Source organism: Streptomyces sp. NPDC096339, from assembly GCF_044762985.1.
Taxonomy (GTDB): Bacteria; Actinomycetota; Actinomycetes; order Streptomycetales; family Streptomycetaceae; genus Streptomyces.
Genome location: NZ_JBIWFI010000010.1, coordinates 19,836 through 32,322, shown reverse-complemented (window position 1 = coordinate 32,322; position 12,487 = coordinate 19,836). Strand labels below are relative to the sequence as shown.

At 71.9% G+C, this 12,487-nt stretch carries 10 protein-coding genes; 2 read left to right on the top strand and 8 right to left on the bottom strand.

The annotated features are described in order from the left end of the window. Positions 1–78: 78 nt before the first annotated feature. The 6 genes from ACIQ5Y_RS15790 to ACIQ5Y_RS15765 form a co-directional block, all read right to left on the bottom strand. Positions 79–537, bottom strand: a complete 459-nt coding sequence (locus tag ACIQ5Y_RS15790) for an HD domain-containing protein (RefSeq protein ID WP_403880058.1) — start codon at positions 535–537, stop codon at positions 79–81. After that, the gene (locus ACIQ5Y_RS15785; protein ID WP_403880056.1) at positions 534–1,928 is read right to left on the bottom strand and encodes a pyridoxal phosphate-dependent decarboxylase family protein; all 1,395 of its coding nucleotides are present in this window, start codon (positions 1,926–1,928) and stop codon (positions 534–536) included. The genes ACIQ5Y_RS15790 and ACIQ5Y_RS15785 overlap by 4 nt, the downstream gene beginning before the upstream one ends. 612 nt (positions 1,929–2,540) lie before the next feature. Beyond that, positions 2,541–3,398 carry a hypothetical protein gene (locus tag ACIQ5Y_RS15780; RefSeq protein WP_403880054.1) on the bottom strand — a complete coding sequence of 286 codons (858 nt, stop codon included), beginning with the start codon at positions 3,396–3,398 and terminating at the stop codon, positions 2,541–2,543. A 161-nt stretch (positions 3,399–3,559) separates the two neighbouring features. Next, positions 3,560–4,993 (bottom strand): trypsin-like serine protease, encoded by a 1,434-nt coding sequence (locus tag ACIQ5Y_RS15775; RefSeq protein WP_403880052.1) that lies wholly within the window; start codon positions 4,991–4,993, stop codon positions 3,560–3,562. Beyond that, positions 4,990–6,390, bottom strand: coding sequence for a trypsin-like serine protease (locus ACIQ5Y_RS15770; protein WP_403880050.1), 1,401 nt, complete (start codon positions 6,388–6,390; stop codon positions 4,990–4,992). Before ACIQ5Y_RS15770 ends, ACIQ5Y_RS15775 begins: the two co-directional genes overlap by 4 nt. A gap of 147 nt (positions 6,391–6,537) precedes the next feature. Further along, a complete protein-coding gene (locus ACIQ5Y_RS15765; protein ID WP_403880048.1) occupies positions 6,538–7,680 on the bottom strand; it encodes a PP2C family protein-serine/threonine phosphatase in 1,143 nt (380 codons plus the stop codon). Positions 7,681–7,797: 117 nt separating this feature from the next. Here ACIQ5Y_RS15765 and ACIQ5Y_RS15760 point away from each other — a divergent pair, with 117 nt between their 5' ends. Next, positions 7,798–9,039 carry a GNAT family N-acetyltransferase gene (locus tag ACIQ5Y_RS15760; RefSeq protein ID WP_403880046.1) on the top strand — a complete coding sequence of 414 codons (1,242 nt, stop codon included), beginning with the start codon at positions 7,798–7,800 and terminating at the stop codon, positions 9,037–9,039. Positions 9,040–9,403: 364 nt separating this feature from the next. Here ACIQ5Y_RS15760 and ACIQ5Y_RS15755 read toward each other — a convergent pair whose 3' ends face one another. Both ACIQ5Y_RS15755 and ACIQ5Y_RS15750 read right to left on the bottom strand, forming a co-directional pair. Then, a complete protein-coding gene (locus ACIQ5Y_RS15755) occupies positions 9,404–10,210 on the bottom strand; it encodes an Fpg/Nei family DNA glycosylase (protein ID WP_403880044.1) in 807 nt (268 codons plus the stop codon). A 98-nt stretch (positions 10,211–10,308) separates the two neighbouring features. Beyond that, a complete protein-coding gene (locus ACIQ5Y_RS15750; RefSeq protein ID WP_403880043.1) occupies positions 10,309–10,794 on the bottom strand; it encodes a ribose-5-phosphate isomerase in 486 nt (161 codons plus the stop codon). Positions 10,795–11,014: 220 nt separating this feature from the next. Here ACIQ5Y_RS15750 and ACIQ5Y_RS15745 point away from each other — a divergent pair, with 220 nt between their 5' ends. Then, positions 11,015–12,448 carry an amino acid permease gene (locus ACIQ5Y_RS15745; RefSeq protein WP_403880041.1) on the top strand — a complete coding sequence of 478 codons (1,434 nt, stop codon included), beginning with the start codon at positions 11,015–11,017 and terminating at the stop codon, positions 12,446–12,448. Positions 12,449–12,487 lie beyond the last annotated feature (39 nt).

Here is a 12,487-nt window from a genome sequence, read left to right as displayed (position 1 = left end):
CCCCACATGGACCATCCTCCCACCAACGGGCCCCGGCTATCCGTCTCGTGACGAATCACCATCGTTCCGTTTGTGTGGTCAGGGGGTGGTGAGGCCCAAGAGGGAGCGGACATACGCGTACTTCACGGACAGACGGTCGCGGGTGGCGGGATCCAGGACGGCGAGGCGGGCCGGGTCCGCGTTGTGGGCGAGGTCGGATTCCTTGATCAGGAGGGCGCCGGGGGTGGCGAGGATACGGGCCGCGTACTGCTCGACCGGTTCGCCGGGGCGCTTGGTGACCGCGAGGACCATGTCCTTCACCGACTGCGGGAGGGCGGCGGAATCCAGCCAGGTGAGGCTGAGGGCCTCGTCCTCGATCGCGTCGTGGAGCCAGGCCGCCGCCTGCTGTTCGGGGCTGCCGCCGCGCACCCGGACGCCCTCGGCCACGGCCGCGAGGTGTTCGGCGTACGGCCGGCCGGCCTTGTCGGTCTGGCCCTCGTGCGCGCTGCGCGCGAGGGCCTCGATCTCGAGGAGGGTCAGGGGGTGGGCCGCCGTCATGTGAGCTCCTTCGCTGCCGTACGGAGGGCCTCGGCGGCCCGGCGTACGTCCGTGTGCGTGGTACGCCAGTTGGAGAACGCGGCGCGCAGGGCGGGGGTTCCCGCGTAGACGGTCGGGGTGAGGAACACCTCGGAGGCGACCGCCTCCCGGAGGGCGGTGAGGTGGGCCTGGGTGGGGGCCTTGGAGAGGGTGAAGCAGACGACGTTGAGGCGGACCGGGGCCAGGAGGTGGAAGGAGGGGTCCTCCGAGAGCTGCTCGGCCAGGGCGCGGGCGCAGGCGATGTCGCGTTCGACGATCTCGCGGTGGCCCCGGCGGCCGTAGGCGCGGAGCGTGAACCAGGCGGCGAGCGCCCGCAGCCGGTGCGAGTTCTCCGGGGTGAGGTGGACGAGGTCGGGGTGTTCGCCGAGGGGGCCCAGGTAGGCGGCGGAGTTGGCGAAGACGCGGGCCTGGAGGTCTCGGCGGCGGGTGAACTGGACGGCGCTGTCGTAGGGGACGTTGAGCCACTTGTGGAGGTCGACGCAGACGGAGTCGGAGGCGTCGAGGCCGTCGGTGAGGTGGGCGTGGTCCGGCGACAGGGCGGCGAAGGCGCCGAAGGCGGCGTCGGTGTGGAGCCAGAAGTCGTGGCGTTCGCGGAGGGCGTTGATCGCGCGGAGGTCGTCGAAGTCGACGGTGTTGACGGTGCCCGCGTTGGCGACGACCACGGCCGGGCCGGGGATGTCGGCGAGGGCCCGGTCGAGGGCGGCGGGGTCGACGGCCTCCCGGCCGGGGAGGGTGGGGACCTGGACGAGGGAGCCCCGGCCCAGGCCGAGGATCGACAGGGCCTTGGCGATGGAGGAGTGGGGGGCGCCGGAGAGGACCCGGACGGGGCCGAGTGCGGCGGCGCCGTCTTCGGCCGGAGAGACGCCGAGGCGTTCGCCGAGCCATTCGCGGGCGATGGCGAGGCCGGTGGTGTTGGACATCGTGGCGCCGCTGACGAAGGTGCCGGTGTGGGCGTCGGAGAGGCCGAAGAGCTCGCGGAGCCAGGTGGTGGTCTCGCGTTCGAGGTCCTGGCCGCCGCCGTCGAGGGCGGAGTTGGAGTTCTGGTCGTGCGCGGCGGTGAGCCAGTCCCCCGCGAGGGCGGCCGGGGTGGCGCCGCCGGTGACGAAGCCGAGGTAGCGGGGACCGGCGGAAGCCGACAGGCGGGGCTCCCAGCGCTCGCGGAAGGCGGCCAGGGCCGCTTCCGTGCCGTCGCCGTGGTCGGGGAGGGGCTCGGGGGCGTGCGGTTTCGCGGTGGCGGCGGGCGGTACGACGGGACGCGCGTCCAGGGTCCCGAGGGAGTCGGCCGCGGCGCGGCGGGTGGCTTCGAGCAGTTCGGGGAGCCGGGCGAGGTCTGCGGCGAGGGTGCGGTCCATGGGCCTCACGCTAAGCCGCCTCGGGCCGGGGGAACCGGGCCAATCGCGCGGGAGTGGTCCGGACGGGCCGGGACGCGCGGCGGGTGCCGGTGCCCGGACGCCCGGCTGGGGCTCATGCGCCGGCCCGCGCCCGACTGGGGCACATGCGCCGTCCCGCGCCCGACTGGGGCACATGCGCCGTCCCGCGCCCGGCTGGGGCTCATGCGCGGTCCCGCGCCCGACTGGGGCACATGCGCCGTCCCGCGCCCGGCTGGGGCTCATGCGCGGTCCCGCGCCCGGCTGGGCCGGGTCCGGGGCGGAGCCCCATCCGGCCCGCCGGGCCCCAACCGGCGCGGCGGAGCCCCAGCCGGCCCCGCCCACTTCGGGTGCGGCCTCTGGTCGGCGGAGGCCTGCGCGGTCACGCCCCAGCCTGCGGCGCCGTTGTCGGGGGCGCCGCCCCCTATCCCCCGCGCCTCAAAGGCCGGCGGGGCTGGAATCGCCCTCCGGCCCGCCGGACCCCGCTCGCGGTGCGTGACGGAGAAAACCCCCGGCCCGGGGTGGGCGAACCCACCCCGGGCCGGGGGCACGTGATCGAGCGGTCAGGCGTCGGGGCCTTCCGCAGGATCGGGACTGCTAGTAGTCGGTGCTCTCGAACCAGCCGAGGGCCTCACCGTTGGCGGCGTGGAGCACCACGCTGGAGTCCGACCCGTAGACGAGGTAGGCGCCGGGGTAGCGGTACGTCCCGGTGCTCCAGAGGGCGCCACCCTTGCCCTCGCCGCCGCCCTTCTTGTAGACGACCAGGTTGCCGTCCTTCTGCATCCGGGTGTAGGCGCCGGGGCTCCAGATCCCGATGCCGACGGGGTCCCGGTTCACGTCACGGTAGAAGACCGCGAAGTAGCCACGGGAGTCCTGGGCCAGGATGGAGTTGGTGGACGCCATCCAGGTGCCGCTTTCCAGGTTCTCCCCACCGGTCATGGTGTTGTCGCCCACCCGCCAGGTACGCGTCGACCAGGCGGCGGAGTTGTCCTTGCGGTAGACGACGAGGTTGGCGTCGTCCTGGAAGGTCAGGTGACCGTTCGGGTTGCCCCAGGTGCGGGAGCTCCAGAGGGCTCCGCCCTTGCCCTCGCCGCCGTCCTTCTTGTAGACGACGAAGTTGCCGTCGCCCTGGTAGACGGCGTAGGCACCGTTGTTGCCGTAGGTGCCCGTGGCCCACAGTTCGGCGCCGAACTGGTGGTCGAGGACGAGGTTGCCGTCCGGCTGCATGTACAGGAAGCCGTTCGCGGTTTCGATGTACTCGTTCGACAGGAGCTTGTCGCCCGGCAGCAGGGTGACGTCGGAGCTCGCCGCCAGGGCCGACGCGCGCTGCCCGTCCGTCTTGGCCGACGTGCGCTGCGTGGCCTTGGCCGGAACACCCGCGTGCTTCTTCACCGGTACGTCGGTCGCGCCCACCTTGACCGGCTTGGTGTCGGCGGCCTGCGCCACCGGAGCCACGAGTACGCCCGCCGATACGGCGGCGGCGATGAGCGCGCCGGCCCAGGCGGCACGCTTGCGGTTGACGTTTATGTCTACCCCCCCATGAGTAGTGCTACGAGTTGAACGCGTTCGATTCAACGGCGATCAGTGTGCCCTTGCTTCGGCCCGAACGCAAGAAATTACTTGCCCGCCCAGGGACCGACCGTGTTGCCGACCTGCCAGAGGACCTCGGACGAATCCTTCTTGTAGAGCACGAGGTTGCCGTCGTCCTGGAGGACCAGCCGGGCGCCGGGGTTGCCCCAGGTGCCGGTGGACCACAGGGCTCCGCCCTTGCCCTCGCCGCCGTCCTTCTTGTAGACGACGAAGTTCCCGTCCGCCTGCATCCGGGCGTACGCACCGGGGTTGTACGAGGCGAAGCCGCTGCGGCTCACGCCCGTGGCGGTCTCCCGGACCCCCAGCGAGCCGGTGTTGGTCATCACGAGGGTGGCGGTGGCGCTCGACGCCCACTGGCCGGACCCGATGTTCTGACCGCCCCGCAGCACGCGGTCCACGCGCCACGTGCCCGTGGACCAGGCGGCGGAGCCATCCTTGCGGTAGACGACGAGGTTGCCGTCGTCCTGGAGGTCGAGGCGGGCCCCGGGATTGCCCCAGGAGCCGCTGCTCCAGGCCGCGGAGCCGTCCTGGCGGTACAGGACGAGGTTGCCGTCCGCCTGGAACCGCAGCTGCGCACCGGGGTTGCCCCAGGTCCCCGAGGCCCACAGCTCGCCGCCGGCCACGTGCGTGAGCACCAGGTTTCCGTCGGCCTGCAGGGTCAGGACGGTGTTCTTGCCGCGGACCGTCTCCCCGGCGCGCAGGGTCTGGCCGGCGTCCAGGCGGGGCAGCGACATCGCGGCGTGCATGGACGGGATCTCCCGCCAGCCGTTCACGATGGCCGCCTTGGAGCGGTTGGCCGGTCCGCCCGCGCCGTGGCAGGAGCCCAGGTCGGTCTCGGTCACCACGCCCGCGAGGCGGTTGCCGCCCTCCCGGGACGGCGTGATGTACGGAGCGCCGATGTCGCCCTCGCAGACCGCGTCGACCACGGGGCCGGGCTCCGGGTCGACCGGCATGAGGCTCCAGTAGCCCTCGCCGTTCCCGCCCCAGAGCTCGGCGACCTTCAGCCGGTCCCCGCCGAATCCGGCGACGCCGACGGGCATGCCGACCACGTCCTCGTCGACCTTGAACAGCCGGAGCGGCTCGACCCCGCGCGGCTCCTGCTTGAGGTGGACCATCGCCACCTCGGGGCGGGCCTTGACCTGGTTGACCACGTCGATGTCGACCGTCTGGGCGGCCGGGTCGCTCAGCGACCGGGTGCCGAGCGTGGCCTTCGCCGGGGCGGTGGGGTCGGCCGCGAAGCAGCTGTAGGCGGTGGCCATCCACTGCGGGGCGACGAGGGTGCCGGTGCAGTCCTTCTGCGCCGCTCCCGTCCCGATCCGGATCTTGGCCGTGTACTGGTGGGCGTTGCCCTCCGTGACGTCCTGGCCGTGCAGCGCGTGCGCCGTCGGGGCCATCAGGAGTCCGGCCGCGACCGCGGTGGTGGCGACGGCGAAACGGGAGAGGTGGGTACGTGTGTTCATCGGCCGGGTCCGCTCTGCCACAGGATGTCGTTCGAGTCCTTCTTGTACAGGGTCAGGTTTCCGTTGCCCGCGACCAGCCGGGCGCCGGGGTTGCCCCAGGTGCCGGTGGACCACAGGGCTCCGCCCTTGCCCTCGCCGCCGTCCTTCTTGTAGACGACGAAGTTCCCGTCGGCCTGCATCCGGGCGTACGCGCCCGGGTTCCAGCCGCCGGGGTAGGAGGCGAGCACCGCGTAGGTTTCGGAGTCGCGCACGGTGAGGGTGCCGCTCTGTTCCATGGCGACCGTCTCGCCCATCAGCTGCCCCGAGGCCAGATTCTCACCGGCGAACAGGTGCGCACCGTAGGACCAGGTGCCCGTGCTCCACGCACCGGAGCCGTCCTGCCGGTAGACCACGAGGTTGTGGTCGGCCTGGAGCTTCAGGGTGGCGCCGGGGTTGCCCCAGGTGCCGGTGGACCACAGGGCTCCACCCTTGCCCTCGCCGCCGTCCTTCTTGTAGACGACGAAGTTGCCATCGCCCTGGAGGACGGCGTACGCGCCCGGGTTGCCGTACGTACCGGACGCCCACAGCACCGCGCCGGACTCCGCGTACAGCACCAGGTTGCCGTCGGCCTGCATGATCAGTACGGCTTTGCCGTGGGCGTAGAACATGCTGCCGGGCTCCAGCCGGCCGCCCGCGGCGAGCGACGGGTACGCCGGGTCCCCGTAGAACAGGCGGCTGCGGATCCAGGGCGCCGCGTTGTCGGTGCGCGTGACGACGGCGTCGGTGGACCCCGCCGAGGGGCCGCCGAGGCAGCCCGCCTGGCCGAAACCGCTGACGACACCCGTCAGATAGGTGTGGCCGGGCTCCGACCGGGTCAGCGCGGCGCCCTTGTCACCCTCACAGAGGGAGGCACCCACGCTGTTGACGCGGGCGGTCATGTCGCCGGCCCCGATCCCGTTCAGCATCAGGCCGGTGTAGCGGGAGCGCGTGGGCGAGGCCTCCGTGGCCGTGCGACCCCATCCCGTGACGGTGCGTACGTCCTCGAACGCCGGCTTGTCGGCGCCCACGTAGAGGGTCGGCGCCCCGACGACGGCGGCGTTCAGCCGGGCCAGGACCAGGTCCCGGCCGCCCGGGGCGGGTTCCAGGTGGACGATGGTGCGGGCCTGCGCGGTGGCCAGGTCGTTGGTGCCCGCCCAGGCCTTGACGGGCACGGCGGGCTTGCCCCGCAGGAGCGGCGCGCCGGGCCGCTCGGTGAAGCAGCTCGCGGCGGTGATGACGAGGTCGTCGCGGACGAGGGCACCGGTGCAGACACGCTGCCCGTTGCCGATGTCGATCTTGACGGCTTCGGCCCAACCCCCAACACCGGACGGGCCGGTGGCGATGGCCTGCGCCGACGGCGCCACCAGTATTCCGGACATGACGATGCCCGCCGCAGCCGCCGTGAACGCAGCCGCGCGCGCAAAGGTTTTTCTCACTGACCCCCCTGGTCACATGTGAAGCGGGAATCAGTTTGCCTTGTCTTTACACCTGGGGCAAAGCAATTGCGCCGGCGGGCACTTGCGGCGTCAGGCGGAGCGGCGGATCAGGAGGAGGGCGCGGTCGTCGTTGACGTCCTTCGCCACCTTTTCGATCAGGTGCCACGTCGCACCCTCCCAACCCGCCGCGACATAGCGGTCGGCCTCGCCCGTGAGGCGGTCGATGCCCTCGCTGATCTCGCGGTCCGCCGTCTCGACCAGGCCGTCCGTGAAGAGCATCAGGACGTCGCCGCGGCGCAGATTCCCTCGGGTGGGGGTGAACTCCGCGCCGTCGTAGACGCCGAGGAGCGGGCCCTCACCGGTCTTCTCCTGCCAGCGGCCCGTCCCCGCCGAGAGCTGGAGCGCGGGCAGGTGCCCGGCGGAGAGGAGTTCGTAATCTCCCGTCTCCAGGTCCAGGACGAGGTGGATGGAGGTGGCGAAGCCCTCCTCCCAGTCCTGGCGGAGCAGGTACCCGTTGGCGGCCGGCAGGAAGCCGTGCGGGGGCAGGGCGCCCAGGAGGCCGCCGAAGGCGCCCGAGAGGAGGAGGGCGCGGGAGCCCGCCTCCATGCCCTTGCCGGAGACGTCGGTCAGGACGACCTCCAGGGTCCGGCCGCCGTTCGTACGGGCCGCGACCACGAAGTCGCCGGAGAAGGACTGGCCGCCCGCCGGGCGCAGGGCCATCTCGCGGTGCCAGCCTCGCGGCAGGGCGGGCAACTTGCTCTGCACCCTGATCCGTTCGCGCAGGTCGAAGAGCATGGTGCCGCCACGCCGCCACGGCACGCCGACGCGGCTGCGGAACTGGGCGATGACCAGACCGAAGAACCCGCACGCCGCCACCACCAGGACGGTGCCGGGGGTGACCCGGGCGGGCCCCTGGGTGTACGGGCCGAGGACGAGGGCCTCGACGATCAGTGCGGCGGCGGACGCCGCGTAGAGGGCCAGGAGGCTCGCGGGGCGCAGGAGCAGGCCGCCGGCGACGATCGGCAGGACGAGGGCGGACGGCGAGAACCAGACGGGCAGCATCATCGTGCCGCAGGCGATCGCCGGGACGGTGAGCAGCAGCCCGCCGAAGGCGAGCCAGTCGGACGCGTCGCCGCGGAAGTAGTCGACGGCGGATTTGCGCAGGGCGGTACGGGCCCGGTGCGACAGCATGCGCGCCCGGGCCGTCAGCGTCTCCACGCGTGCTCCGGCCATTGCTTCGGGACCCTATCCATGTCGGCTGTGTGTGCGCAGGGGTACCCCCGCACCGGGGGACCTTCGGCACTCGAAAACATGTCGACTGGTCCGTAATGCCCTGGTAAAGATGGCCATATGGCTCTTGAGACGCGCGTATTGCAGGCCGATGAGTGGGATGTCTGGTACGACCACCTTGAACTGGCCTTCGGTGGAGTGCCCGAATCCCCGGCCGAGCGGAAGCTCTACCGGGGGCTGACGGAGACGGAGCGGTCGCTCGGCGTCTGGGACGGGGCCGCCTGCGTCGCCTCGGCCGGGGCCTTCACCTTCCGTCTCTCCGTCCCCGGCGGCGCGCTCGTCCCGGCGGCGGGCGTCACGATGGTGGGCGTCTCCCCCACCCACCGCCGGCGCGGGATCCTGACCTCGCTCATGCGCCGCCAATTGGACGACATCCGGGCGGGTGGCGAACCGCTCGCCGTGCTGACGGCCTCGGATCCGGCGATCTACGGGCGCTTCGGATACGGCACCGCGACGTACGCCCTCGCCGTCGACATCGACACGACCCGCGTACGGCTCTCCGTGCCGCCGGGGACGGACGAGGTGACGGTACGGCTGGCCGATCCGCGGGAGGTGCTGGCCGACTGCGAGCGCGTGTACGAGGAACTGCTCGCGGACCGCCCGGGCATGCCCGCCCGGCAGCCGGGCTGGGAGCACCTGCCGCTGCTGGACGCACCCGCGATGCGGGACGGCGGGTCTCCGCTGAAGTGCGTGGTGGCCGAGCGGGAGGGTGCGGGCGGCGGGGTGGTGGGGTACGCCCGCTACCGGGTGAAGCCGGAGTGGGACCTGACCGGGTCCGACGGCAAGGTCGAGGTGACCGACCTCGACGCGCTCGACCCGGCGGCGTACGCGGCGCTGTGGCGCTACCTGTTCGGGATCGACCTGACCTGGACGGTACGGGCCCACCGGCGGCCGGTGGACGATCCGGTGCTGCACCTCGTCAGCGACGTACGGCGGTCGCGGCCGCGCACGCGGGACTCGCTGCACGTGCGGCTGGTGGACCTGCCTGCGGCGCTCGAAGCGCGGACGTACGGGGCCGCGCTGGACGTGGTGATGGAGGTCGAGGACGCGTTCTGCCCGTGGAACGAGGGGCGGTGGCGGGTGGTCGCCGACGCGAAGGGCTCCGCCGTGTGCAAGCGGACCGAGGAGCCGGCGGAGCTGGCGCTGTCGGTGCGGGAGCTGGGGTCGGCGTACCTGGGCGGGATCACCCTCACCTCACTGGCCGCGGCGGGCCGCGTCGTCGAGTTGCGCCGGGGCGCGGTGCGGGAGGCTTCGCGGGCCTTCGCCGGTGACGTGGCCCCGTGGCTCCCCCACGGCTTCTAGCGGGGCACCCCCGCGGCCCCGCACCCCCGCGCCGGCGGGGTCGGGTCCGCGGCGGGGCGCCCCCGCAGGGCGTCGAACGCACCCCGCTCCCCTTCGCGCCCCCTCGAACCGTTCGACGCCCGAGGAGGTGCCCCGGCGCGCGCCCGGCCCCGACGGCCCGTAGGCGCGGCCCCGGGGCGGGGTGCCGCTGCGCGGAGCAGTCCCCTACCCGCCCTTCCACCGTTCCCCGGGCTCCGCCCCGGACCCGTCCCGGGGGCTCCGCCCCCAGACCCCCGCGCCTCAAACGCCGGCGAGGCTGGATCGGGGACCCGGGACTCGGATGCCGGCGAGGCCGGAGGGTGCGGGTGGGGTGGGAAGTGCGCGGCTAGCGCTGTTGGCAGTTCGGGCACCAGAAGAGGTTGCGGGTGGCGAGGTCGGCGGTGCGGATCTCGCCCCCGCAGATGTGGCAGGGCATGTTCGCCCTGCGGTAGACGTACACCTCGCCGCCGTGGTCGTCCACCCTCGGCGGGCGGCCCATCGCCTCGGGCAGGTGCTCGTCGCGGACGGTGTCGATGCGGTTGTTGCGTACGCCCTCCCGCATCAGCGCGGCCAGGTCCGCCCACATCGCGTCCCATTCGCCGCGCGTGAGGTCCTTGCCGAGCCGGTATGGGTCGATGCCGTGCCGGAAGAGGACCTCGGCGCGGTACACGTTGCCGACGCCCGCGACCACCTTCTGGTCCATGAGCAGCGCCGCGACGGTGGTGCGGGAGCGGGAGATCCGGGCCCAGGCGCGGTCGGGGTCGTCGGCCGGGCGCAGCGGGTCCGGGCCGAGCCGGTCGTGTATCGCCTTCTTCTCGCCCTCGCCGATCAGCTCGCAGGCGGTGGGGCCGCGCAGGTCGGCGTAGTGGGACTCGTTCAGCAGGCGCAGCCGGACCGTGTCGGTCGCGGGCGGCGCCGGGGCGGGGCCGAAGCCGAGTTTGCCGAAGAGGCCCAGGTGGATGTGGATCCAGGCGTCGCCGAGCTCCAGGAAGAGGTGCTTGCCGTGCGCCTCGGCGCTTTCCAGCTCACGCCCGTCGAGGAGCGCGGCGCTCTCGGCGAAGCGGCCCTGCGGGCTGGTCACGCTTACGGCCCGCCCCGAGAACCGCTCGGCGTGGTCCTGGGCGAGGCGGTGGATCGTATGCCCCTCGGGCACGGCAACGCTCCTCGGAAGTCGGAAGTCGGAACTCGGAAGGTCGGGAAAAGAAAACCGGCCGTACCGCCCCACAGGGGGCGGTACGGCCGGAAGCGGGATCAGCCCTGCGGGTGGTGCGCCGGGATGGGGGGCAGCTCGCCCGTCTGCTCGTACGCCGAGAGCATCTCGATGCGGCGCGTGTGGCGCTCCTCGTCGGAGTACGGGGTCGCGAGGAAGGCCTCGATGAAGCTGACGGCCTCGTCCTGGGTGTGCATGCGGCCGCCGACGGAGATGACGTTGGCGTTGTTGTGCTCGCGGCCGAGCTTCGCGGTCTCCACGCTCCAGGCCAGGATGGCGCGGACGCCCTTGACCTTGTTCGCGGCGATCTGCTCGCCGTTGCCGGAGCCGCCGATCACGATGCCGAGGCTGTCGGCGTCCGCGGCGGTCTTCTCCGCGGCGCGGAGGCAGAACGGCGGGTAGTCGTCCACCGCGTCGTAGATGTGGGGCCCACAGTCGACGGGCTCGTGGCCGTTGTTCTTGAGCCAGTCCACGAGGTGGTTCTTCAGCTCAAAGCCTGCATGGTCGGATCCGAGGTACACGCGCATGGAACGAGTGTGGCACGAGAGCCCCCGGCAGACCTCGGCAGGGTGTCGCGTAAGTCACTTCTAAAGCTCAAGTAAACCCAAAGAACGCAGATGGGACGGGTCGGGACCAAGGTCCTGGACGTTCGTCCCATGGCAACGATCCGGATTGGGGTCTTCCGCCCTGCGTTCATCTCAGGTTTGAATGCCGGGGCTCGCAATCCGAGAACCTAAGGATCCGTCCATGAGCTCCACGACGACCCTTCAGAAGGAAGGCCACCCCACCGGCAACCCCGGTGACGGTGGGCCCTCCGACGGTCTGAAGGCCGGTCTCAAGAACCGCCACCTGTCCATGATCGCCATCGGCGGTGTCATCGGCGCCGGCCTCTTCGTCGGCTCCGGCGGCGGCATCGCCAAGGCCGGCCCCGCCATCCTGATCTCCTACGCGCTCGTCGGCGCGATGGTCGTCTTCGTGATGCGGATGCTCGGCGAGATGGCGGCCGCCAGCCCGAACTCGGGCTCCTTCTCCGCCTACGCCGACCGCGCGCTCGGCCGCTGGGCCGGCTTCTCCATCGGCTGGCTGTACTGGTTCTTCTGGGTCGTCGTCCTGGCCGTGGAGGCCACCGCCGGCGCCTCGATCCTGGAGGGCTGGATCCCAGCCGTCCCGCAGTGGGCCTGGGCCCTGATCGTGATGGCGGTCCTGACCGCCACCAACCTCGGCTCGGTCGCCTCGTACGGCGAGTTCGAATTCTGGTTCGCGGGCATCAAGGTCGTCGCCATCGGCGCCTTCGTGATCATCGGCATGCTGGCCGTCTTCGGCGTACTGCCGGGCTCCCACAACCCGGGTGCGGGCTTCGCCCACCTGACCGACGCGGGCGGCTTCTTCCCCAACGGCTACGGCGCCGTCCTCACCGGCGTGCTGATGGTCGTCTTCTCCTTCATGGGCAGCGAGATCGTCACCCTCGCCGCCGGCGAGTCGGAGAACCCCCGCAAGGCGGTCACGCAGGCCACCAACTCCGTCATCTGGCGGATCGGCGTCTTCTACCTCGGCTCGATCTTCATCGTGCTGACGCTGCTCCCCTGGAACGACAAGTCGATCACCGAGAAGGGCTCGTACGTCGCCGCCCTCGACTCGATCGGCATCGCGAACGCCGGCACGATCATGGAGGTCATCGTCCTGACCGCCGTGCTGTCCTGCCTGAACTCGGGCCTCTACACCGCCTCCCGCATGGCGTTCTCGCTCGGTGAGCGCGGCGACGCCCCCAAGGCGTTCGCCAAGGTCAACTCCCGGGGCGTCCCGGTGGCCGCGATCCTGGGCTCCACGGTCTTCGGCTTCATCGCCGTCTACTTCAACTACGCCTTCAAGGACACGGTCTTCAACTTCCTCCTGAACTCCTCCGGCGCCATCGCGCTCTTCGTCTGGCTGGTCATCTGCTTCACCCAGCTGCGGATGCGCGGGATCCTGGTCCGCGAGGCCCCGGAGAAGCTGACCGTGAAGATGTGGCTGTTCCCGTGGCTGACCTGGGCCACCGCCGGACTGATCATGTTCGTGATCGGCTACATGTTCGTGGACGACGCCAACCGCGAGGTCGTCACCCTGTCCACCCTGGTCGCCGGTGTGGTCGTGCTCATCGGCGTGGTGCTGGACTTCCGCCGCCGCCGCGCCGCCCTGAGCTAGCCCCCGCACGCCCGACGACGGCAGCCCCGGACCACAGCG

What these genes read in the sequence shown, in the direction of transcription:
- ACIQ5Y_RS15790 (WP_403880058.1), bottom strand. Translation starts at nt 537, where the DNA reads ATGACGGCGGCCCACCCCCTGACCCTCCTCGAGATCGAGGCCCTCGCG.
- ACIQ5Y_RS15785 (WP_403880056.1), bottom strand. Translation starts at nt 1,928, where the DNA reads ATGGACCGCACCCTCGCCGCAGACCTCGCCCGGCTCCCCGAACTGCTC.
- ACIQ5Y_RS15775 (WP_403880052.1), bottom strand. Translation starts at nt 4,993, where the DNA reads ATGAACACACGTACCCACCTCTCCCGTTTCGCCGTCGCCACCACCGCG.
- ACIQ5Y_RS15770 (WP_403880050.1), bottom strand. Translation starts at nt 6,390, where the DNA reads ATGTCCGGAATACTGGTGGCGCCGTCGGCGCAGGCCATCGCCACCGGC.
- ACIQ5Y_RS15765 (WP_403880048.1), bottom strand. Translation starts at nt 7,680, where the DNA reads ATGGCCGGAGCACGCGTGGAGACGCTGACGGCCCGGGCGCGCATGCTG.
- ACIQ5Y_RS15760 (WP_403880046.1), top strand. Translation starts at nt 7,798, where the DNA reads ATGGCTCTTGAGACGCGCGTATTGCAGGCCGATGAGTGGGATGTCTGG.
- ACIQ5Y_RS15750 (WP_403880043.1), bottom strand. Translation starts at nt 10,794, where the DNA reads ATGCGCGTGTACCTCGGATCCGACCATGCAGGCTTTGAGCTGAAGAAC.
- ACIQ5Y_RS15745 (WP_403880041.1), top strand. Translation starts at nt 11,015, where the DNA reads ATGAGCTCCACGACGACCCTTCAGAAGGAAGGCCACCCCACCGGCAAC.